Raw genomic sequence first — 22,447 nt, 5'->3', positions numbered from 1 at the left:
GTTTTCGAGGCGCACGACGAATCCCACGACGTACCTGAAGCGCCTGCTGCCGGGCCCGCGAACACCCCGGACGACAGCGCTGACGACAGTCCGATGGCTCTGAAGATCCTGGTGGCGGGCGGCTTCGGGGTCGGCAAGACGACCCTGGTCGGCGCCGTGAGCGAGATCCGGCCGCTCCGTACGGAGGAACAGCTCAGCGAGGCGGGCGCGGCGCTGGACGATGCCCGGGACGTGGTGCGCAAGCCCACGACCACCGTGGCGATGGACTTCGGCCGCATCACCATCCGGGCCGGCCTGTCGCTGTACCTCTTCGGCACGCCGGGGCAGGACCGGTTCTGGTTCCTGTGGGACGACCTGGCGCAGGGCGCGCTGGGCGCCGTCGTGCTGGCCGACACCCGGAGGCTGGAGGACTGTTTTCCCGCCGTGGACTACTTCGAGAACCGCGGGATTCCCTTCCTGGTGGCCGTCAACTGCTTCGCCGAAGCGCGCGCTTACGGGGCGGGCGAAGTGGCGCGGGCACTCGACCTGGACCGGGGCACTCCGGTGGTGCTGTGCGACGCGCGGGACCGCGACTCGGGGAAGGAAGTGCTGATACGGCTGGTCGAGCACGCCGGTCGGGTGCACACCGCCCGGCTGCTCGACTCGGTGAGGTGAGCGCGCGCCCACGGCGGTCATGCTCCGGCTGGCCGTGTCGCCCGGGTACGGCCCGGCGACATCAGCCGGCGAGGTCGGCGACCGCGACGACCTTGCTGATCCGGACCCGTACGAGCAGTTCCCCGGGCACGCCGTTGCGTGCCCCGTACTCCTCGGCCCGGTCCTCGCCCATGTAGCGGGCCGCGATACGGGTGGCCCAGGCCCGCACCTCGGAGAGTTCGTCGCTGGTCTCGGCCGTCCCCTCCACGATCGCGAAGCTGAACGGCGGGCGGTCGTCGTCCACACAGAGCGCGACACGGCCGTCCCGGGCGAGGTTGCGCCCCTTGACCGTGTCGGCGCCGGTGTTGAAGACGAGGTCGTCGCCGTCCAGCAGGAACCACACGGGCGCGATGTGCGGACTGCCGTCGGCCCGTACGGTCGACAGTTTTCCGGTGCGGGTGCCCTCGGACAGGAAGCTCTGCCACTCGTCCTTGCTCATTTTGCGTGCCATACCGCCATCCTGCGCCATACGGCGCTAACGGGCCGCACGGCCGCACCGAGCACGCCGGTCCGGCCCGGTCGCTTGCCCGGACGGCGCAGGTGGTTCAGGCTTGCACGGCAATTGCCCACGGGGACACGGGGAGGAAGCGGCATGGCACTGAGCAGCGGACTCGACTGGCTGCTGGACGACCTGACCGAACGGATCGACCAGGTGCGGCACGCCCTGGTGCTGTCCAACGACGGACTCGTCACGAGCGCGAGCGAGCGGCTGGCGCGGGAGGACGCCGAGCACCTGGCGGCGGTCGCGTCGGGGCTGCACAGCCTTGCCAAGGGCTCCGGGCGGCACTTCGAGGCCGGGCGGGTGCGGCAGACGATGGTCGAGTTCGACGACGGCGTGCTGTTCGTGACAGCGGCGGGGGACGGCAGCTGCCTGTGCGTACTGGCGGGGCCCGAGGCCGACATGGGACAAATCGCCTACGAAATGGCGCTGTTGGTCAACCGTGTGGGGGAACACCTGGGGGTTGCGGCCCGGCAGCCGGAAAGTTTTCCACAGCGCTGAAGCCGGGGGTTGACCGACTGTCGCACCCCACCGCTATCGTCGTCACTGTCGGTAACGAACCGGCGGGGATCCGCCTCGGATCCCGCGACGCGAACGATGACGGGGGAGTGCGACATGACGGTGATGTGCGACGGGCGGCAAGCGCCGGCGACGCTCACGGCGGAGGAGTCGCCCATCGCGGGAGAGCTGCTCACGCCAGGGCGGGCGGCTCGCGAACTGGGCCTGCGGAGCGGCGAGTTCGACCTGGCGGCCCAGTTGGGGGAAATCCTGACGCTGCCGCCGGATCCCGAAGCGCGGCCCGGTCCGGGCGGCCCGTGGAGGCGACGCCGGGTGCCGGCGGAGGAGGTACGGCGGCTGCGCGCCGAAGAGGGCTTCCCCGGCACGCTGCGTGAGCGCCTTCGGACGGTCGGCGCGGCCGAGGCCGCCGAACTCCTGGGCGTCGGCGCGGGCCGCTTCCTGCGGCTGGCCCGCGCCGGCTGCTTCGCCCCGGTCCGCTTCTACGTGAACCGCTACGGCGCCGTGGTCTGGCTCTATCTCGCGACGGAGCTGACGGCATGTGCCGACCGCGAGCCGGAGCTGCTGCGGGGCGACCTCCCCGCGGTGCTCCGGGTCGTGCTCGACGGCGGACAGGACTGGCGCGGCCGGAAGTGGCGCAGCCGCCAGGTCGCCCGGCTGATGGGCGAGGCGGCGGACGGCTGGGAATCGGCGGCGGTGATCGCAGCGGTGCTGCCACCGGAGGAACTGGCCTCGGTCGTCGAAGACCCACGGGAACGTTCCGTGCTACGACGCCTGCGCCCGTCCTTGGCCCTGCCGGGGGCAGGCCCGGCGGCCAGGGAGGCGGTCGAGCGGGTGACGACGGCGGAAGAGTTCGACGAGGTGCTCTGGTACCGCGTCAACCTCTCCCGCTCCCTCGACCGTGCCCGCTACCGGCAACCGGCGGCCGACCGCCTACGCCACCCCACCCGACCAGGCGGCACCTCACCGACCGGATCGGAGGACGCCCCCTTCCGCATTCCGGCGGCCCCCGCGGCCCCCATGAGCCCTGCGACCGCGACAGCCCCCGCGACCGCCACGGTCCCCATCCCCTCCCTGCCGCCGCTCCGCCCACCCGTCCTGGCGCGCGCCCCGAGGCCGGCCCCTTGCGAGACCTGACCTGTGCGCCATGATCTGGAGGCGGCCGGAACCGTCTACGCCTCCGTCCCCTCCGCGTACGGCCGTTCCAGGCTGTGGTGCTTGGTGTGGGGGCGCAGGAGCCCTTCCTGGACGACGGAGACGAGGAGGTTGCCCGCGCGGTCGTAGATGCGGCCGCGGGCCAGGCCACGGCCGCCGGTGGCGATGGGGGACTCCTGGTCGTAGAGGAACCACTCGTCCGCGCGGAAGGGGCGGTGGAACCACATCGCGTGGTCGAGGGAGGCCATGTCGAAGCCGCGCGGGCCCCAGAGCGGCTCGATCGGGATGCGGACGGCGTCCAGCAGCGTCATGTCACTGGCGTAGGTCAGCGCGCAGGTGTGGACCAGCGGGTCCTCGCCCAGCGGCCCGACCGCGCGCATCCAGACCGCGCTGCGCGGCTCCGCGCCCTCGATCTCCTCCGGCTTCCAGCGGAGCCGGTCGACGTAGCGGATGTCGAAGGGCTGGCGGCGGGCCATCCGCTCCAGCGCCTCGGGCAGCCCGCCCAGGTGCTCGCGCACCTCGTCCGCGACGGTCGGCAGCTCCTCGGGAGCGGGTACCACGCGGCGCATCGGCAGTTGATGTTCGAAGCCCGGTTCGGGCTGATGGAAGGAGGCGGTCAGGTTGAAGATCGTACGTCCCTGCTGGACGGCGACCACGCGGCGCGTGGTGAAGGAGCGGCCGTCCCGTACCCGCTCCACCTGGTACACGATCGGCACACCCGGCCGTCCCGGGCGCAGGAAGTACGCGTGCAGCGAGTGCACCGGCCGGTCGCCCTCGGTGGTCCGCCCGGCCGCGACCAGCGCCTGTCCGGCCACCTGCCCGCCGAAGACGCGCTGGAGGCTTTCCTGCGGGCTGCGCCCGCGGAAGATGTTCACCTCGATCTGCTCCAGGTCCAGCAGATCCACCAGGCGCTCGGCGGGATTGGTCATGGCCGTACGTCCTCCGTCGGATGTGTCGACGCCCTTGCTGAGCGGTGCGCCCCGTGCGGGGCGCACCGACCGGTCACAGCTGGCCCACGGCGGTGAGGCGCACGACCGCGCGCCCCTCCTCGTCGGAGGCCGTCAGGTCCACCTCGGCGGAGATGCCCCAGTCGTGATCGCCGTTGGGGTCGGCGAAAGTCTGCCGTACCTTCCACAGCCCGTGCTCGGGTTCCTCCTGAATCTGCAACAGCTTGGGCCCGCGCGCATCCGGACCGGTGCCCAGCTCGTCGTACTCGTCCCAGTACGCGTCCATCGCCTCGCCCCAGGCGTCCGCGTCCCAGCCGGACTCCGCGTCCATCTCGCCGAGCTCCTCGACCTTGTCCAGCGCCGCCAGCTCGACCCGCCGGAACAGGGCGTTGCGCACCAGCACCCGGAACGCCCGCGCGTTCGCGGTGACCGGCTTGACCTGGTCCGCGCGCTCGGCGGCCTCCTCGGCCGTCTCCTCCTCCGGATTGGCCAGCTGCTCCCACTCGTCCAGCAGGCTGGAGTCCACCTGGCGGACCATCTCGCCCAACCAGGCGATGATGTCCTCGAAGTCCTCGGACTTCAGGTCGTCCGGCACGGTGTGGTCGAGCGCCTTGTACGCGCTCGCCAGGTAGCGCAGCACGATGCCCTCGGTGCGGGCGAGCTCGTAGAACGAGGTGAACTCGGTGAAGGTCATCGCCCGCTCGTACATGTCGCGGATGACCGACTTCGGCGACAGCGGGTGGTCGCCGACCCACGGGTGGCTCTTGCGGTAGAGGTTGTACGCGTGCGAGAGCAGCTCCTCCAGCGGCTTGGGGTACTCGACGTCCATGAGGCGCTCCATGCGGTCCTCGTACTCGACGCCGTCGGCCTTCATCTGGGCCACCGCCTCGCCCTTGGCCTTGTTCTGCTGGGCCGCGAGGATCTGCCGCGGATCGTCCAGGGTGGACTCCACGACCGAGACCATGTCCAGCGCGTAGGAGGGCGACTCCGGGTCCAGCAGGTCGAACGCCGCCAGCGCGAAGGTGGACAGCGGCTGGTTGAGCGCGAAGTCCTGCTGGAGGTCGACGGTCAGGCGGACGATCCGCCCCTCCGCGTCCGGCTCGGCGAGGCGCTCGACGATGCCGCCGTCCAGCAGCGAGCGGTAGATGGCGATGGCACGGCGGATGTGCCGCAGCTGGTTGCGGCGCGGCTCGTGGTTGTCCTCCAGCAGCTTGCGCATCGCCTCGAAGGCGTTGCCGGGCCGTGCGATCACGGACAGCAGCATGGCGTGGGTGACCCGGAAGCGGGAGGTCAGCGGCTCCGGCTCGGAGGCGATCAGCTTCTCGAAGGTGTTCTGGCCCCAGTTGACGAAGCCTTCCGGCGCCTTCTTGCGGACGACCTTGCGGCGCTTCTTGGGATCGTCACCGGCCTTGGCGAGCGCCTTCTCGTTCTCCACGACGTGCTCGGGCGCCTGGGCGACGACGAAGCCGGCGGTGTCGAAACCGGCCCGTCCCGCGCGGCCCGCGATCTGGTGGAACTCCCGGGCCCGCAGGGTGCGCACGCGCGTGCCGTCGTACTTGGTCAGCGCGGTGAACAGCACGGTTCGGATAGGGACGTTGACGCCGACGCCGAGGGTGTCCGTACCGCAGATGACCTTCAGCAGGCCCGCCTGGGCGAGCTTCTCGACCAGGCGGCGGTACTTGGGCAGCATGCCGGCGTGGTGCACACCGATTCCGTGCCGGACATAACGGGACAGATTGCGTCCGAACTTGGTCGTGAAGCGGAAGTTGCCGATGAGCGCCGCGATCTCGTCCTTCTCGGCGCGGGTACACATGTTGATGCTCATCAGCGCCTGCGCCCGCTCCACCGCCGCGGCCTGCGTGAAGTGCACGATGTAGACGGGGGCCTGCCGCGTCTCCAGCAGTTCGGTCAGGGTCTCCGTCATCGGGGTCGCCCGGTATTCGTACGACAGCGGCACCGGCCGGGTCGCGGAGCGCACGACCGCCGTCGGCCTGCCGGTGCGCCGGGTCAGGTCCTCCTCGAACCGCGACATGTCGCCGAGCGTCGCCGACATCAGCACGAACTGTGCCTGCGGCAGTTCCAGCAGCGGGATCTGCCAGGCCCAGCCGCGGTCCGGCTCGGCGTAGAAGTGGAACTCGTCCATGACGACCTGGCCGACGTCGGCGTTCTTGCCGTCCCGCAGCGCTATGGAGGCGAGCACCTCGGCGGTGCAGCAGATGACGGGAGCGTCCGCGTTGACGGAGGCGTCGCCGGTGAGCATCCCGACGTTCTCGGTGCCGAAGAGCTTGCACAGGTCGAAGAACTTCTCCGACACCAGTGCCTTGATCGGCGCGGTGTAGAAGGTCACCTCGTCCCGGGCCAGCGCGCTGAAGTGGGCGCCCGCCGCGACCAGGCTCTTCCCCGAGCCGGTGGGGGTGGACACCACGACGTTCGCCCCCGAGACCACTTCGATCAGCGCCTCCTCCTGGGCAGGGTAGAGCGCGATGCCCTGCTGTTCGGCCCAGCTCGAAAAGGCTTCGAAGAGGGCATCGGGGTCGGCGTCGTTCGGGAGATGATCGATGAGGGTCACGCCCCCATACTGCCTTCCCGTGGTCCGGATCGGACAACCGGCGGGTCAGACCTAGATCATCTGACGCTACGCTGTGTCGCCGACCCGGCGTCAGAAACCCGGGATCCGAGCAAGGCGACCAGATCGATCCGGGATGGGGAACGACCATGATGGGACCGGCGCACTCGCTGTCCGGCGCCGCGGCCTGGCTGGGGGTGGGTGCGGCGACGGCGGCCGCGGGGTATCCGATGCCCTGGCCGGTGCTCGTCGTCGGCGCACTGATCAGCGCCGGCGCGGCACTCGCCCCCGACCTGGACCACAAGTCGGCCACGATCTCCCGTGCCTTCGGACCGCTCTCGCGGGCGGTGTGCGACGTCGTCGACACCATCTCGCACGCGGTCTACAAGGCCACGAAGATGCGCGGCGACTCGCACCGCAACGGCGGGCACCGCACCCTCACCCATACGTGGCTGTGGGCGGTCCTGGTCGGCGGCGGGATGTCCCTCCTGGCGGTCCAGGGCGGCCGCTGGGCGGTGCTCGGCATCCTCTTCGTCCACATGGTGCTGGCCATCGAAGGCCTGCTGTGGCGGGCGGCGCGGGTCTCCAGCGACGTCCTGGTGTGGCTGCTGGGCGCCGCGACGGCCTGGATCCTCGCCGGAGTCCTGGACCAGCCGGGCAACGGAGCGGGCTGGCTGTTCACCGAGCCCGGCCAGGAGTATCTGTGGCTGGGTCTGCCGATCGTGCTCGGCGCGCTGGTCCACGACATCGGTGACGCGCTGACCGTCTCCGGCTGCCCGATCCTGTGGCCCATACCGATAGGCCGCAAGCGCTGGTACCCCCTCGGCCCGCCGAAGGCCATGCGGTTCCGCGCCGGAAGCTGGGTGGAGCTGAAGGTGCTGATGCCCGCGTTCATGCTGCTGGGCGGCATCGGCGCGCTGGGAGCACTGGGCTACATCTGACGGGCGGCGGGGCTTGACGGGCGGGGTGGGGACAGACTTGGTGGGGTGGGGGCGGATGGCACAGCAGGCGGCGTCGCCTCCTCCCGTCGGCCCGTCGGCCCGTCGGCCCGTCGGCCCGTCGGCCCGTCGGCCCGGCTGTCCAACAGTCCGGCGGCCCGGCAGTCCGGCTGTCCGACAGCCCGTCGGCCCGGCAGTCCGGCGCCACCCGCCGGTGTCGTACCCGGCTCTTGATCGTTGACCTTTCCGCAAGGACAGGCCCGGTGTGCCGGTTCGCTGTCGCTCCCGGGAGGGGAAGTACGGCGGCGGCCCGGGCCGTGATCTCCCGGAGGGGCCGCCATGCCGAGGATCAAGATCGCCCTGTCCGCCGTCGCGCTCATCGCGGTGGTGGCAGCGGCCCTGCCGCCCGCCCATGCCGAAGGCCTGACCGTGCCGGTGAAGGGAGGCAGCCGTATGTGTCTGACGGCTCCCGCCGCCCACCGGCTCACCGAGGCCGGGATCGCTCTGCGGGCCGGGGGACCGGCCCGGCTCACCGGCCGGGACCGTACCTGCGTGGACCTGCCTGTCACCCGGGGAGCCGTCTCCTTGGACCTGGCCAAGGGTGGGGCCGCCATGGACGGATCGATCATCTTCGAGGGCCGACGGCAGAGCCTGACGCTGTCGGATCTCTACAGTCATCCGGGCCGGACCCGTACCTCCGCCGAAGCGACCGTCGGCCGCGGCCGGGCCCGCCCCATCGACCTGCTGGACTACACGGTGACCCCGGAGCACTTCCGAGTCGGTGTGACACAGATCAAGGCGACCGATGTCGCCATGAAACTGACCCGCTCCGGCGCCGACGTCTTCACCGAAGCCTTCGGCACCTCGCCGGTGCGGCCGGGTGAGCAGCTCTTCTCCGGTGAGGCCACCGTCGACCTGATCCGCAGCACCACGGGCGCTCTCGGCTCCCGGTAGCGGCGTCGCATCCCAGAGCTGCCGGTGGCGCGGCCCACCGGCAGCCTCACCGGGCCGCACCCCGACCTTCCGCTCAGCCCAGCCACTCAGCCACTCAGCCGCCCAGCCGCCCGGTCCCGGCCCTGCCGGCCCCCGGCCTCTATCCGTCCTACCCGTGCCAGGACCGCCACAGCGCCGCATACGCCCCGTCCGCCGCGACCAGGTCGTCGTGGCTGCCGAGTTCGCTGATCCGGCCCTCCTCGACCACCGCGATCACGTCCGCGTCGTGCGCGGTGTGCAGCCGGTGCGCGATCGCGACGACCGTACGGCCGTCCAGGACCCGGCCCAGAGAGCGTTCCAGATGCCGGGCCGCGCGCGGGTCCAGCAGCGAGGTCGCCTCGTCGAGGACGAGGGTGTGCGGGTCGGCGAGCACCAGCCGGGCCAGTGCGATCTGCTGGGCCTGGGCCGGTGTCAGGGTGTGGCCGCCCGAGCCGACCTCGGTGTCCAGGCCCGCCTTCAGGGCCCGCGCCCAGTCGTCCGCGTCGACCGCGCCGAGCGCGGCCCACAGTTCGGCGTCCTCGGCCTCCGTACGGGCCAGCAGCAGGTTGTCGCGCAGCGAGCCCACGAAGACGTGGTGCTCCTGGTTGACCAGCGCGACGTGCGCGCGGACCCGTTCCGCCGGCATCCGGGACAGCTCGGCGCCGCCGAGTGTGATCTCGCCGGTGCGCGGGGCGTAGATCCCGGCGAGCAGCCGCCCGAGGGTCGACTTGCCCGCGCCGGACGGCCCGACCAGCGCCACCCGCGTCCCCGGCCGGACCCGCAGGGAGACCTCGTGCAGGACGTCGACACCGGCGCGGTAGCCGAACCGTACGTCGTCGACCCGTACGTCCCGCCCCGACGGTTCCGTCCGCTCGTCGGCGGCGTCCGGTTCGATCTCCCGCACGCCCACCAGCCGCGCGATGGAGACCTGGGCGACCTGGAGCTCGTCGTACCAGCGCAGGATCATCGACACGGGCTCACTCATCATCTGCGCGAGCAGCGCCCCCGTCGTCAACTGGCCGGGTGTGATCCAGCCGCGCAGCACGAACAGGCCGCCGAGCAGCAGCACCGCGGCCAGGATCAGTACGTGCGTGACGTTGACGACAGGGAAGAGCACCGAGCGGAGGTAGAGGGTGTAGCGCTCCCACTGGGTCCATTCGCGGACCCGGCGTTCGGACAGCTCGATGCGCCGTTCGCCGAGCCGGTGCGCCTCGATGGTGCGGCCCGCGTCCACCGACTCGGTCAGCGCCGCCGAGACCGCGGCGTACCCGGCCGCCTCGGAGCGGTAGGCGTGCGGGGCCCGCTTGAAGTACCAGCGGCAGCCGACGAGCAGGACCGGCAGGGCGACGAGGACGGACAGCGCCAGCGGCGGAGCGGTGACCGTCATGCCGCCGAGCAGCAGCACGATCCACACCACGCCGATGGACAGTTGCGGCACCGCCTCGCGCATCGCCTCGGACAGCCGGTCGATGTCCGTCGTGATGCGGGACAGCAGGTCGCCGGTCCCGGCCCGTTCCAGCACGCCCGGCGGCAGGGCCACGGACCGTACGAGGAAGTCCTCGCGCAGGTCGGCCAGCATCTCCTCGCCGAGCATCGCGCCGCGCAGCCGTACCAGGCGTACGAACACGGTCTGGACGGCCAGCGCGAGGACGAACAGGGCGATGACGTGCGTCAGGTGGAGGTCGCGGGCCCCGGCGCCCAGGTCCTCGACCAGCCCGCCGAGCAGGTACGGGCCGACCATCGAGGCGACCACGGCGACCGCGTTCACGGTCACCAGCAGGACGAAGGCGCGCCGGTGACGGCGGACCAGCCCGCCCACGTAGGCGCGCACGGTCGCGGGCGAGCCGACCGGCAGGGTCGTGGCCGTCCGCGGGGCGTCCGGATCGTGTTCCGGTGGCGCCAAGCCGATCATGCGCTCTCCTCGATCTGGTCGATCTGGTCGATCTGGTTGGTCTTGTTGGTCTTGTCAGTCCGGTTGTTCTTGTTGATCTGGTCGGTCCGGCCGGTCTGATCGGTGCCGGTACAGGCGAAACCTCCGCCGGATGCCACCGGACCGGCCACACGCCCCGCCGCAGTGGCCACGGCCCCCGCCGCAGCGGCCACGGACTCGGCCGCCGGACCGGCGTCTTCCTCGGTCTCCCGGGTCACCACGGCCCGGTACGCCGGGACGGTGTGCAGGAGTTCGCGGTGCGTGCCGACGCCCGCGACCTGGTCGGCGCCGAGGAAGACCACCCGTTCGGCGCGGTCCAGCAGCAGCGGGCTGGAGGTCAGGACCACGGTCGTGCGGCCCGCGCGCAGCGCGCGCAGCCCGTCCGCGATCCGGGCCTCGGTGTGCGAGTCGACGGCACTGGTGGGTTCGTCCAGTACCAGCACCTCGGGGTCGGTGACCAGCGACCTGGCCAGCGCCAGCCGCTGCCGCTGCCCGCCCGACAGCGACCGGCCGCGCTCGGTGATGTGGGTACGCATCGGGTCACCGGAGTCGTCGGCCGAGCCCTGCGCCAGCGCGGCCAGCACGTCGCCGCACTGCGCCGCCGCCAGCGCGTCCTCGGCCCGTACGGATCCGGAGGACGGGATGTCCAGCAGCTCGCCGAGCGTCCCGGAGAGCAGGATGGGGTCTTTGTCCTGGACGAGAACGGCGGTACGGGCGGCGTCGCGCGGCACGTCGTCCAGGGCCGTGCCGCCCAGCAGTACCGACGGGGTGCCGTCCGGGGCGTCGGCGGGGTGGCCGCCGAGCCGGTCGGCGAGCCGTCCCGCCGCGTCCGGGTCGCCGCACACCACGGCGGTCAGCCGCCCGCTCGGCGCGCACAGTCCGGTGACCGGGTCGTACAGGTCGCCGCCGAGCGTTCCGGTCCCGGCGAACCGCCCTTCGGCGGGGCGGCTCAACGCCAGGACGCGCGCGGCGCGTTTGGCCGACGGCTTGGAGAAGGAGTAGGCCATGGCGATCTCTTCGAAGTGCCGCAAGGGGTAGAGCAGGAAGGTCACCGCGCTGTACACGGTGACCAGTTCACCGATCCCGATCCGGCCGTCGAGCGCGAGCCCGACCCCGTACCAGACCACCGCGATCAGCAGCAGACCCGGCAGGACGACCTGGACGGCGGAGATCACGGACCACATGCGGGCACTGCGCACGGCGGCCCGGCGGACGTCCTGGGACGCGCTCCGGTAGCGGCCGAGGAAGAGTTCCTCGCCGCCGATGCCGCGCAGGACGCGCAGGCCCGCGACGGTGTCGGAGGCCAGTTCGGTGGCCCGGCCCGCCTTGTCGCGCTGTTCGTCGGCGCGGCGGGTCGCGGGCGGCAGCAGCGGCAGTACGGCGAGGGCCAGTACGGGTACGCCGACGGCCACGACCACGCCCAGCGCGGGCTGGTAGACCACCAGGGCCACGCAGACGCCGACGGAGGTGAGCGCCGCGGCGCCGAACCGGGAGACGGCCTCGACGAACCAGCCGATCTTCTCCAGGTCGCCGGTGCTCACCGCGACGACCTCACCGGCGGCCACCCGCCGGGTCATGGTGGACCCCAGCTCCGTGGTCTTGCGGGCCAGCAGTTGCTGGAGGCGGGCCACCGACGTGATCCAGTTGGTGACCGCGGCTCGGTGCAGCATCACGTCGCCGACCGCGACCAGCGTCCCGAGCAGCAGCAACAGTCCGCCCGCGAGCAGCAGCCGGGAGCCGGAACGGTCCACGACGGCCTGCACCGCGATGCCCACCGGGACGGGGAAGGAGGCCACACCACCGGTGTGCACCAGGCCCCAGCACAGCGCCTTGGTCTGTCCGCCGAGCTGCTGGCGGTAGAGCCACCGGAGCAGCCGGCCACCGGAGCGGACGTCCGGAACTCCTGGATCGGCATGAGGAAGATCGCGAATGTGCATGATGTCCAAAGTTCGGTTCGGATGGCGACGTCTCGGATCCGGACGTGGCCGGGTGTCGAACGGGAGGCCCGGTGATCGGCCCCGTGGCGTGGTGAGGTGTGCCGGGCGCCGTACGGGCGCGCGGGCAGGAAGAAGGGCGCTGCTTCGGGGGAGCCATGGAAGACTGGCGTGCCACCGGGCTCCGGTTCAACCGGTTTTCCGCGCGGGGCGCACGCAACGGGCCGGCGTCGTACGGCCCGTACGCGCCGTCCTGGTGCGACCATGGGAGCCATGCGAACTGCGTGCTGCAGGGTACGAAGGGCGACACTGGCCACCATGGGACTGGTCCTGCTGGCGGGTTGCGGCGCCGATGGCGGATCAGCGAAGGACGACGGAAAGAGCCGCGGCGGCCGCACCGCGGAGGCCGCCGGACCCACGAAGGACATCCCGGGCGTGGGCGCGGCGTTGCGCTCCCGCATCCCGGGGGACACACGGCAGGTCGTGGCCGTGTACGGGAAGGGCGCCGACGCGCCCGACGCGACGCTGGCCCTGTACACGAAGGCCCCGAAAGGGTGGGAACGTACCGCGACCTGGCCCGCGCACAACGGCAGGAAGGGCTGGACCACCGATCATCACGAGGACGACCTGCGCAGCCCGGTCGGCGTCTTCGGCCTCTCCGACGCGGGCGGCGTGCTGCCCGACCCGGGCGCGAAGCTGCCGTACACCCACTCGTCGGCCTTCACCCCGCCCTCGTACTGGGAGAAGAAGACCCGGCACGACTTCGACCACGTCATCGCGATCGACTACAACCGCGTCAAGGGCACCACGCCCCTGGACCCGACCCGGCCGCAGGGGAAGAAGAAGGGCGGCGGCATCTGGCTCCACCTGGACCACGGCGACGGCACGTCCGGCTGTGTGAGCATCTCGAAGGCGGGGATGGTCTCGCTGCTGCGCACGCTCGATCCGCACCAGCATCCCGTCGTGGTCATGGGGGACACCGCGCACCTCGCCGCCTGAGCCGGCCGGGCGGCCGCCGGGGCCGGACCGGCCGGGTGGCCGTGCCGGGGCCGGACGGGGCGTCGGTCCCGCCCGGCCCCGTTCCTCACCCCTTCGGCTTCGGTGAGTCCACGCCCTGCCGGGGCTTGCGCCACAGCCCCCGGGTGAAGTCCGGGATCTCCTGCGGCTCGCCGTTCGCCCTGATCGAGGCGTGGCTCAGCGGCACCGGCGCGCTCCAGACCGCCGCGTCGTACACGTCGAAGTCCGGTACGAGCCCGAGGTGGAAGCACTGCATGAGCCGGTACAGCATGATGTAGTCCATGCCGCCGTGACCGCCGGGCGGGTTGGCGTGCTCCTTCCACAGCCAGTGGTCCCACTCCGCGTACTCGCTGAAGTCGCCCCACTCGTCGTCGGTGTGGTCGGGCTCGATGTAGATCCGCTCCGGGTAGTCCTCGAAGACGCCCTTGGTGCCGCCGAGGCTGTTGATGCGGCTGTACGGGTGCGGCGTGGACACGTCGTGCTCCAGCCGCAGCACCCTGCCCTTGGCGGTCTGTATGAGGCTGAAGGTGCGGTCGCTCTCGATGTAGGTCTCCCGCCAGCTCGGGTCGCCCGCCGGCATGTGCGCCTCGCGGTACTCGGCGAGACCCAGCGCGGGCGTGCCGAAGCTGGAGATCCGCACCACCCGGTCGCCGCGGTTGACGTCCATGTAGTTGGCGATCGGCCCGAAGCCGTGGGTGGGGTAGAGGTCGCCGCGCAGCCGGGTGTGCCACAGTCGCCGCCACGGGCCCTCGTAGTACGTCGGGTCGAACATCAGTTGGCGCAGGTCGTGGTTGTACGCGCCCGCGGCGTGCAGCAGCCTGCCGAAGCGGCCCGCGTGCGCCATCCGCAGGACGCGCATCTCGTTGCGGCCGTAGCAGCAGTTCTCCACCTGCATACAGTGGCGGCGGGTGCGTTCGGAGAGGTCGACGAGGTCCCAGAGTTCGTCCATGCGCATGGCCACCGGGCACTCCACCCCGGCGTGCTTGCCGTTCAGCAGCGCGGCCTTGGCCATCGCGAAGTGCCAGTCCCACGGGGTGGCGATGTACACGTAGTCGAGGTCGCCGCGCTTGCACAGGTTCTCGAAGTCGTGGTCGCCCTTGGTGTAGGCGGTCGGTGCGGGCTGTCCGGCGGCGGTGACCAGCCGCACCGCCTTCGCCGCCTTGTCCTTGACCGGGTCGCAGACCGCCACCACCCGCACGCCCGGGATGGCGAGGTAGAGGGGCAGCATCCCCATGCCGCGGTTGCCCAGGCCGATGAGGCCGATCCGTACCGTGCTGCGTCTTTCGAACGGTACGCCGATCATGGTCTTGTGCCGGCCCTTCGGAGCCGCTGCCGCCCGGGCGGCAGCGGCCGCTGCCTGGTCCGCGCCGGCCGCGGCGGCGCTGCCCGTGCCCAGCCCGCCGATGCCGAGGCCGGCTCCCGCCGCTCCGGCGGTCCACAGAACGGAGCGCCTGGTGGGACCGGTGCCGTCGGGTCCGTGGCCGTCGTTCTCGTGGGATTCGTGGTTCTGCGATGGTGCCTCGTTCATCGGTCCTCCATAGGAACGGATGGTGCGTGGCGGAAGCGTGAACCTCGCTGAGGACCTTGACGCTTGTGCGGCTCGCTGCACAAGAGGGCCGCCAGGACTGATCTTTTGTGCGGAGGTCCGGAGCCTGCCTGGTACGGACCGCGGTGGAGCGCGATCCGTTTCTTGCGCAACTCATTGGAATTTCTTGCAGTAGCCCTTGACGGTCGGCCGGCGGACCGGCAGGCTCCCTCGGGCATTCCCCCCACGGCGGCCCGGTACGCGGCTGCCCGCGCGGAGACGGCCCGCGGTGCCCCACCACCGCGATCGGCCGGCCGTGTCCGCCTGTCGAAGGAGCCGCACCGTGCAGCGTCGTTCCCGTGTCATCGGCGGTGTGCTGGCCGCCGCCGGCCTCACCGTCTCCGCCCCCTGGGTGTCCCAGGCGGCACCGCCCGGCCCGAAGACCGTCACGGCCACCCTCTTCGAGCGCCCGTTCGCGCAGGTCGCCGAAGCTTGTACGGACCAACTCGGCCCGGCCGGTTACGGTTATGTCGAGGTGTCACCGGCCGCCGAACACATTCAGGGCGGCCAGTGGTGGACCTCGTACCAGCCCGTCAGTTACAAGATCGCCGGGCGGCTCGGTGACCGTACGGCCTTCGAGAAGATGGTCGACGCGTGTCACGCGGCCGGTGTGCGGGTGATCGCCGACGTCGTCGTGAACCACATGGCCGCCGGCTCCGGTACGGGCACCGGCGGCACCGCGTACACCAAGTACGGCTACCCCGGCCTCTACGGCGACCAGGACTTCCACGCGTGCCGCCAGGACATCGCCGACTACACCGACCGCGGCGACGTCCAGAACTGCGAACTCGTCGGCCTGGCCGACCTCGACACCGGCAGCGACCACGTGCGGACCGCGATCGCCGGTCACCTCGACGACCTGCGGTCGCTGGGCGTGGACGGCTTCCGCGTGGACGCCGCGAAGCACATGGCCGCCGAGGACCTGGCGGCCGTCAAGGGCAAGGTGAAGGACCCCGGTTTCTGGGTCCAGGAGGTGGTGTACGGCGAGGGAGAGGCGGTGCGGCCGGAGGAGTACACCGGGACCGGGGACGTCGACGAGTTCCGTTACGGGACGCACCTCAAGGCCGCTTTCCGGAGTGGCAGCCTCGCGCAGCTGAGGTCCGTGGCCGACGGCAAGCTGAGCGGCGACCGGGCCCGTACCTTCGTCGACAACTGGGACACCGAGCGCAACGGTTCGACGCTCACCTACAAGGACGGCGCGTCCTACCTCCTCGCCAACGTCTTCATGCTCGCCTCGCCCTACGGCTCACCGAACGTCCACTCCGGCTACGCCTGGACCGACAAGGACGCGGGCCCGCCCCCGGGACGCGACGGCTGGACCGGTACGCACGCCGCGCGGGAGATCACCGGCATGGTCGGCTTCCGCAACGCGGTGGGCTCCGCGCCGCTCACCGACTGGTGGGACGACGGCGGCAACGCGATCGCCTTCGCGCGCGGCGGCAAGGGATTCGTCGCCCTCAACGACCGGGACACGCCGCTGGACCGTATCTTCATGACGTCTCTGCCGGCGGGGACGTACTGCGACGTCGTCCGGGCCGCACCCGACGCGTGCGACGGGCACACGGTCACCGTCGGGGACGACGGGACGGCGCACATCCAGGTCCCGGCGAAGAGCGCGGTGGCGCTGCACGTCAAGCGCTGAGGCGCCACCGTACGGGCTCGGGCGGCCCCGGAGCGAGCGGGCGCTCGACCGCTGGGCGGCAGGCTCGAAAAAGTCTCGGTGGCCCGGCGCACCAAAGACCCCGGAGAGCCCCCAGGTGTCGCTCTCCGGGGTTTTTCCGCCGCGCAAGCAGGGGGGGTTGGGTGCCGGGCTCATCGGCGACCAGAGGGGTGTCTGGGCAGCTTCTCACCCTGGGTTGGCGTTGGGCTTTCGGTATTGTGCGAAGCGTCTCGTCGCCTTCCCGGTGCCGGGACCTGCGGGCCCCGAGGCTCTTCTTCGGCCTGCCCGCGACACGCTTTCCGTCCAGCGATCCGACCGCTCCCGTGCCGTGGTGCGCGGGGGCGTGGTTTGCCGTGCCCAAAGGGAGCCCTGTGACCACTACCGGCACTCACGCCGCCTCCGACCTCTCCGGCGCCGAGCAGAAGGGACATGCCAAGTCCGCCGCGTACGACGCCACCGCGATCACCGTCCTGGACGGGCTCGACGCCGTACGCAAGCGGCCCGGCATGTTCATCGGTTCCACGGGCGAGCGGGGCCTGCACCACCTGGTGCAGGAGATCGTGGACAACTCCGCCGACGAGGCGCTGGCCGGGGTGGCCGACCGGATCGATGTGACGCTCCTGGCCGACGGCGGCGTACGGGTGACCGACAACGGGCGCGGCATCCCGGTGGGCCTGCACCCGGTGGAGAAGAAGCCGGCCGTGGAGGTTGTCCTGACGGTGCTGCACGCGGGCGGCAAGTTCGGCGGCGGCGGGTACGCGGTCTCCGGCGGGCTGCACGGGGTGGGCCTGTCGGTGGTCAACGCGCTCTCGACCAGGCTGTCCGCGGAGATATGGACCGACGGGCATCGGTGGACCCAGGAGTACGAGGACGGGGCGCCGATCGCGCCGCTCGCCCGCCACGAGGCCACCTCGGAGACGGGCACGGCTCTGACCTTCTGGGCGGACGGCGGCATCTTCGAGACCACCGAGTACTCCTTCGAGACGCTGGCCAGGCGCTTTCAGGAGATGGCCTTCCTCAACCGGGGGCTGACCCTGACCCTCACCGACGAGCGCGCGCGGGCGCGGGCGACGGCCGCGGCCGACCAGGCGGGCCCGGACGCCGCCGGGGAGCAGGCCGCGAAGACGGTCTCCTACCGCTACGACGGCGGCATCACCGACTTCGTCGCCCACCTCAACGCCCGCAAAGGTGAGCCGGTCCACCCCTCCGTCGTCTCCATCGCCGCCGAGGACACCGGGCGGCTGCTGTCGGTGGAGGTCGCGATGCAGTGGAACAGCCAGTTCACCGACAGTGTCCACTCCTACGCCAACGCCATCCACACCCATGAGGGCGGCACGCACGAGGAGGGCTTCCGCACGGCGTTGACCACGGTCGTCAACCGGTACGCGCGGGAGAGGAAGCTGCTACGGGAGAAGGACGGCAACCTCACTGGCGAGGACATCCGCGAGGGCCTGACGGCGATCGTCTCGGTCAAGCTGGGGGAGCCGCAGTTCGAGGGCCAGACCAAGACCAAGCTCGGCAACCGCGAGGCCAGGGCGTTCGTCCAGAAGGTCGTGCACGAGCACCTGACGGACTGGTTCGACAGCAACCCCGACGAGGCGGTCGACATCGTCCGCAAGGCGGCACAGGCGGCCGCCGTCCGGCTGGCGGCCCGCAAGGCCCGGGACCTGACCCGCCGCAAGGGCCTGCTGGAGACGGCGGCTCTGCCGGGCAAGCTGTCCGACTGCCGGTCCGACGACCCGGCGAAGAGCGAGATCTTCATCGTCGAGGGCGACTCGGCCGGCGGCTCGGCCAAGTCCGGCCGCGACCCGCGATACCAGGCGATCCTTCCCGTCCGCGGCAAGATCCTCAACGTCGAGAAGGCCCGTATCGACAAGATCCTGCACAACCGGGAGATCCAGTCGATGATCTCCGCGTTCGGCACCGGCGTGCACGAGGACTTCGCCATCGGGAAGCTCCGGTATCACAAGATCATTCTGATGGCGGACGCCGACGTCGACGGCCAGCACATCACCACCCTGCTGCTCACCTTCCTCTTCCGCTTCATGCGGCCGCTGATCGAGCACGGGCACGTCCACCTCTCCCGCCCGCCGCTCTACAAGGTCACGTGGGCCCGGGACCACGTGGAGTACGCCTACTCCGACCGCGAACGCGACGTCCTGCTGGAACGGGGCCGGCGGGACGGCCGCCGGGTCAGGGACGACTCCGTCCAGCGGTTCAAGGGCCTGGGCGAGATGAACGCCGAGGAGCTGCGCGTCACGACCATGGGCCGGGAGCACCGTGTCCTGGGCCGGGTCACCCTCGACGACGCGGCCGTCGCCGACGCGCTCTTCTCCGTCCTGATGGGTGAGGACGTCGAGGCCCGGCGCTCCTTCATCCAGCGCAACGCCAAGGACGTGCGCTTCCTCGACATCTGACCGCGGCGGCTCCCGGCCGCCCACCCGCTCTTGTCCCGGGCCACGTCAACCCTGCGCCCGCGTGGCCCGCTCCAGGGCGAGCAACGCCGAGTGGTACCCCCGGCCGCCGGTCGCGTGGTCCATCCCCACCTCGCACATCCGGTTGGCCGACAGGTGCGCGTCGAAGTGCCGGGACGTCACCTCCGCCGCCTCCTTGGCGGTCGCCGCCTCCGTCAGTTCCTTGTGCAGCATGCCGCGGTCACCCGCGAAGGCGCAGCAGCCCGTGTCGTCCGGGACGACCACCTCCGTCGCGCACGCCTCGGCGACCGCGCGCAGCTGCGCCTCGTCGCCCAGGTGCCGCATGGAGCACGTCGGATGGAGCACGGCGGAGCCGACCGTCCGCAGTACCTCCAGGTGCGGCAGCAGCTCCTCGGCGGCCCACACCACCGAGTCGACGACGGTCAGTTCGGCGTGCAGTTCCCGGTTGTCCGGGGTGAGGTACGGCACGACCTCGTGGGCGATGCCCAGCGTGCACGAGGAGGCGTCCACGACCAGCGGCAGCCGCCCGCCCGCCGTCCAGCCCCACGCGGCCTCGACGATGCGGTTGGCCATCACCGCGTTGCCCTCGTCGTACCCCTTGGAGTGCCAGATGGTGGCGCAACAGGTGCCCGTCACGTCGCCGGGAATCCACACCGGCTTGCCCGCCCGCGCGGACACCGCGACGACGGCCTCGGGCAGCGACGGGCCGTCGAAACCGTCCGGTTCGCCGAAGATACGGTTCACGCAGGCCGGGTAGTAGACCGCGGCGGCGCCCACGCGCCGGGTCGCGGGCAGGCGGCGGGCCGCCGCGCCGGGAAGCTGCGGCAGCCACTCCGGTACCAGGTCGGGGCGTACGGCCTTGCGCGCCGCGCCGGTCAGCGACTGCAACAGCCGGTCGGCGCGCCCGTCACCGATCCGGTCGCCGATCTTCGCGGCGGCGGCCACCGCGAGCCGCGCCGACCGCTCGACCGTCTTGAAGTGCCGGGCGGTCAGGGCCGCTGCGCGTTCCTCCTTGGGGGAGTGGCGCCGGTGCCGGAACTCCTTCATCATCGCGCCGGTGTCGATGCCGACCGGGCAGGCCAGCTTGCAGGTCGAGTCGCCCGCGCAGGTGTCCACCGCGTCGTACCCGTACGCGTCCAGGAGCGCGCCGGTGACCGGCGAGACCGGGGCCTGGCGCATCATCTCGCGGCGCAGCACGATGCGCTGGCGCGGCGTCGTGGTGAGGTCCTGGCTGGGGCAGGTCGGTTCGCAGAAGCCGCACTCGATGCAGGGGTCGGCGACCGCTTCCACCCGCGGAATGGTCTTCAGGCCGCGCAGATGCGCCTTCGGGTCGCGGTCGAGCAGGACGCGCGGGGCCAGGATGCCGTGCGGGTCCACGGTCTGCTTGATCCGCCACATCAGCTCCGTCGCGCGCGGGCCCCATTCGAGCTCCAGGAACGGGGCGATGTTGCGGCCGGTGGCGTGCTCGGCCTTCAGGGAGCCGTCGAAGCGCTCGACGGCCAGGGTGCAGAATTCGTCCATGAAGGCGGCGTAGCGCTCCACGTCCGCGGGCCGGGCGGCGTCGAAGGCGAGCAGGAAGTGCAGGTTGCCGTGGGCGGCGTGGCCCGCCACCGCCGCGTCGAAGCCGTGCCGGTCCTGGAGTTCGAGCAGCGCCGTGCAGGCTTCGGCGAGCCGGGACGGGGGTACGGCGAAGTCCTCGGTGATCAGCGTCGTACCGGACGGGCGGGAGCCGCCGACCGCGGTGACGAACGCCTTGCGTGCCTTCCAGTACCCGGCGGCGATCCCGGCGTCGCGGGTGAACGCATTGGTGACGGAGGCGACCGGGGCGACCAGCTCCAGCCCCGCCAGTACCTCGCGCGCGGCCTCCTCCTGCGCCTCCCGCGCCGCCTCGTCGGGCGCGCGGAACTCGACCAGCAGCGCGGTGGTCGTCTTCGGCAGCTCCGCCCAGTCGGCCGGCACACCGGACACGCTCACCGAGGCGCGCAGCGTGTTGCCGTCCATCAGCTCGACGGCGATCGCGCCCGCCTCGGTGAACAGCGGCACGGCGGCGGCCGCGGCGCTCAGGGTCGGGAAGAACAGCAGGGCGGTGGAGGTGCACCGGTTCAGGGGCAGCGTCTCGAAGACGGTCTCGGCGATGAAGCCGAGGGTGCCCTCGGAGCCGACCGCCAGTCCGCGCAGGATCTCGACGGGGGTGGCGCCGTCCAGGAAGGCGTCCAGGCGGTAGCCGTTGGTGTTCTTGATCTCGTACTTGGCGCGGATGCGGGCGACCAGCTCCGGGTCCGCCTCGATCTCCGCCTTCAGCGCCAGCAGCCCCTGGCACAGGGCGGGCTCGGCGTGCGCCAGCTCCTCGTCGGCCGCCGGGTCGCCGGTGTCCACGATCGTGCCGGAGGGCAGGACGAGCGTGACCGAGGCCAGCGTCCGGTAGGAGTTGCGGGTGGTGCCCGCCGTCATGCCGGAGGCGTTGTTGGCGACCACGCCGCCGAGCGTGCAGGCGATGGCGCTGGCCGGGTCCGGGCCGAGCAGCCTGCCGTACCGGGCGAGCGCGGCGTTGGCCCGTACGACCGTGGTGCCGGGCCGGATGCGGGCCCGGGCGCCGTCGTCCAGCACCTCGACGCCCGCCCAGTGCCGGCGTACGTCGACGAGGATGTCCTCGCCCTGCGCCTGTCCGTTGAGCGAGGTGCCGGCGGCCCGGAACACCACGTCGCGGCCCTTGCCGTGCGCGTAGGAGAACACCGCGGAGATGTCGTCGACGTCCTCGGCCAGGACGACGACCTGCGGGACGAAGCGGTAGGGGCTCGCGTCGGAGGCGTACCGCACCAGGTCGGAGATCTTGTGCAGCACCTTGTCCGGGCCGAGCAGCGCCGTCAGCTCGTCGCGCAGCCGCTCCGGTGTGCCGGACGCCTGCCGGTCGGTCACCCGGTCGGGGTACGGGCCTTCGGTGGTGGCCGGCCGCAGGGTCCCGGGCTTCGGTTCCAGCAGGGGCATGACGACTCTCCTCCGGTCTGCGCGGGCTCGCTCCGGCGGCGCTCCGGCGCCCGGCGCGGCCGCCCGGTCCAGTGTTTCAGCAGCGTGCGGCCGCTCCGTCCACCAGGGTGGACAACAGGCCGCCGAGCACGTCCCGCTGTTCCGCGGTCAGTGGTGCCAGGATTTCGCGCGCGGCGTCCCGGCGCGCGCCGCGCAACGCGTGCAGCGTCGAACGGCCGGTGTCGGTCAGCTCGATCCGTATCACACGGCGGTTGGCGGGGTCCGGCACCCGGCGGACCGCGTCCTTCGCCTCCAGGGCGTCGACCAGCGTCGTCACGGCCCGCGGTACGACCTCCAGGCGCGCGGCCAGGTCGGCCATCCGGGGCGGTGTCCCGTCGCGGTAGTGGTCCACGATGCGCAGCAGCCGGGTCTGCGCGGGGGTCAGCGCGATGTCGAGCGTCTCCATGTGCCGCTTCTGCGCGCGGTGCATCCGGCGGGTGAGCCGTACGAGCTGCTCCGCCAGGTCGGGGTCGGTGGTGGCCGGGTCGGGGGAGGACATGGCCGGAGGGTATCAGGACCATGCTCATTGTGAGTATAGGTAACGATTGGTTATGCTCGGCGGGACCCGCATCCGTA

The 22,447-nt window shown here is 71.8% G+C and carries 16 protein-coding genes; 8 read left to right on the top strand and 8 right to left on the bottom strand.

What is annotated here, in order from left to right; all coding sequences use genetic code 11:
- Nucleotides 1-93 precede the first annotated feature (93 nt).
- The gene (locus ACZ4QV_RS12615) at nucleotides 94-654 is read left to right on the top strand and encodes a GTP-binding protein (RefSeq protein ID WP_361148754.1); all 561 of its coding nucleotides are present in this window, start codon (nucleotides 94-96) and stop codon (nucleotides 652-654) included.
- A gap of 61 nt (nucleotides 655-715) precedes the next feature.
- On the opposite strand, the gene ACZ4QV_RS12610 is transcribed toward ACZ4QV_RS12615, so the two are convergent.
- A complete protein-coding gene (locus tag ACZ4QV_RS12610; protein ID WP_361147767.1) occupies nucleotides 716-1,144 on the bottom strand; it encodes a PPOX class F420-dependent oxidoreductase in 429 nt (142 codons plus the stop codon).
- A 141-nt stretch (nucleotides 1,145-1,285) separates the two neighbouring features.
- On the opposite strand from ACZ4QV_RS12610, the gene ACZ4QV_RS12605 reads away from it, so the two are divergent.
- Nucleotides 1,286-1,693, top strand: coding sequence for a roadblock/LC7 domain-containing protein (locus ACZ4QV_RS12605; protein WP_361147765.1), 408 nt, complete (start codon nucleotides 1,286-1,288; stop codon nucleotides 1,691-1,693).
- Between the two features lie 114 nt (nucleotides 1,694-1,807).
- Nucleotides 1,808-2,845 (top strand): DUF6397 family protein, encoded by a 1,038-nt coding sequence (locus ACZ4QV_RS12600; RefSeq protein ID WP_467762872.1) that lies wholly within the window; start codon nucleotides 1,808-1,810, stop codon nucleotides 2,843-2,845.
- 35 nt (nucleotides 2,846-2,880) lie between these two features.
- Here the strand turns inward: ACZ4QV_RS12600 and ACZ4QV_RS12595 are convergent, their stop codons facing one another.
- Both ACZ4QV_RS12595 and ACZ4QV_RS12590 read right to left on the bottom strand, forming a co-directional pair.
- Complete coding sequence (locus tag ACZ4QV_RS12595) at nucleotides 2,881-3,792, bottom strand: acyl-CoA thioesterase (RefSeq protein WP_361147761.1); 912 nt, start codon at nucleotides 3,790-3,792, stop codon at nucleotides 2,881-2,883.
- Nucleotides 3,793-3,865: 73 nt separating this feature from the next.
- Entirely contained in the window at nucleotides 3,866-6,379 is a 2,514-nt protein-coding gene (locus tag ACZ4QV_RS12590; RefSeq protein ID WP_361147759.1) for a DEAD/DEAH box helicase, read from the bottom strand.
- A gap of 146 nt (nucleotides 6,380-6,525) precedes the next feature.
- Here ACZ4QV_RS12590 and ACZ4QV_RS12585 point away from each other — a divergent pair, with 146 nt between their 5' ends.
- Both ACZ4QV_RS12585 and ACZ4QV_RS12580 read left to right on the top strand, forming a co-directional pair.
- Complete coding sequence (locus tag ACZ4QV_RS12585; protein WP_361147757.1) at nucleotides 6,526-7,317, top strand: metal-dependent hydrolase; 792 nt, start codon at nucleotides 6,526-6,528, stop codon at nucleotides 7,315-7,317.
- 336 nt (nucleotides 7,318-7,653) lie between these two features.
- The gene (locus ACZ4QV_RS12580; RefSeq protein WP_467762871.1) at nucleotides 7,654-8,268 is read left to right on the top strand and encodes a hypothetical protein; all 615 of its coding nucleotides are present in this window, start codon (nucleotides 7,654-7,656) and stop codon (nucleotides 8,266-8,268) included.
- Between the two features lie 148 nt (nucleotides 8,269-8,416).
- On the opposite strand, the gene ACZ4QV_RS12575 is transcribed toward ACZ4QV_RS12580, so the two are convergent.
- Both ACZ4QV_RS12575 and ACZ4QV_RS12570 read right to left on the bottom strand, forming a co-directional pair.
- Entirely contained in the window at nucleotides 8,417-10,198 is a 1,782-nt protein-coding gene (locus ACZ4QV_RS12575; protein WP_361147751.1) for an ABC transporter ATP-binding protein, read from the bottom strand.
- Entirely contained in the window at nucleotides 10,195-12,153 is a 1,959-nt protein-coding gene (locus tag ACZ4QV_RS12570; protein ID WP_467762870.1) for an ABC transporter transmembrane domain-containing protein, read from the bottom strand. Before ACZ4QV_RS12570 ends, ACZ4QV_RS12575 begins: the two co-directional genes overlap by 4 nt.
- 261 nt (nucleotides 12,154-12,414) lie before the next feature.
- Between ACZ4QV_RS12570 and ACZ4QV_RS12565 the strand changes: the two genes are divergently transcribed.
- Nucleotides 12,415-13,149 carry a L,D-transpeptidase family protein gene (locus tag ACZ4QV_RS12565; RefSeq protein ID WP_467762869.1) on the top strand — a complete coding sequence of 245 codons (735 nt, stop codon included), beginning with the start codon at nucleotides 12,415-12,417 and terminating at the stop codon, nucleotides 13,147-13,149.
- Between the two features lie 85 nt (nucleotides 13,150-13,234).
- On the opposite strand, the gene ACZ4QV_RS12560 is transcribed toward ACZ4QV_RS12565, so the two are convergent.
- On the bottom strand, nucleotides 13,235-14,695 hold the full coding sequence (locus tag ACZ4QV_RS12560; RefSeq protein ID WP_467762868.1) for a Gfo/Idh/MocA family protein: 1,461 nt from the start codon (nucleotides 14,693-14,695) through the stop codon (nucleotides 13,235-13,237).
- Nucleotides 14,696-15,035: 340 nt separating this feature from the next.
- Here ACZ4QV_RS12560 and ACZ4QV_RS12555 point away from each other — a divergent pair, with 340 nt between their 5' ends.
- On the top strand, nucleotides 15,036-16,394 hold the full coding sequence (locus ACZ4QV_RS12555; RefSeq protein WP_361635543.1) for an alpha-amylase: 1,359 nt from the start codon (nucleotides 15,036-15,038) through the stop codon (nucleotides 16,392-16,394).
- A 389-nt stretch (nucleotides 16,395-16,783) separates the two neighbouring features.
- The gene (gene gyrB, locus ACZ4QV_RS12550) at nucleotides 16,784-18,829 is read left to right on the top strand and encodes a DNA topoisomerase (ATP-hydrolyzing) subunit B (protein WP_467762867.1); all 2,046 of its coding nucleotides are present in this window, start codon (nucleotides 16,784-16,786) and stop codon (nucleotides 18,827-18,829) included.
- Nucleotides 18,830-18,874: 45 nt separating this feature from the next.
- Here the strand turns inward: gyrB and ACZ4QV_RS12545 are convergent, their stop codons facing one another.
- Nucleotides 18,875-21,832 carry an FAD-binding and (Fe-S)-binding domain-containing protein gene (locus ACZ4QV_RS12545; protein ID WP_467762866.1) on the bottom strand — a complete coding sequence of 986 codons (2,958 nt, stop codon included), beginning with the start codon at nucleotides 21,830-21,832 and terminating at the stop codon, nucleotides 18,875-18,877.
- Between the two features lie 76 nt (nucleotides 21,833-21,908).
- Nucleotides 21,909-22,370, bottom strand: coding sequence for a MarR family winged helix-turn-helix transcriptional regulator (locus ACZ4QV_RS12540; protein WP_361590367.1), 462 nt, complete (start codon nucleotides 22,368-22,370; stop codon nucleotides 21,909-21,911).
- Nucleotides 22,371-22,447 lie beyond the last annotated feature (77 nt).

Source organism: Streptomyces sp. NPDC026394 (assembly GCF_055567735.1).
This window is presented reverse-complemented; position numbering and strand designations above follow the sequence as displayed.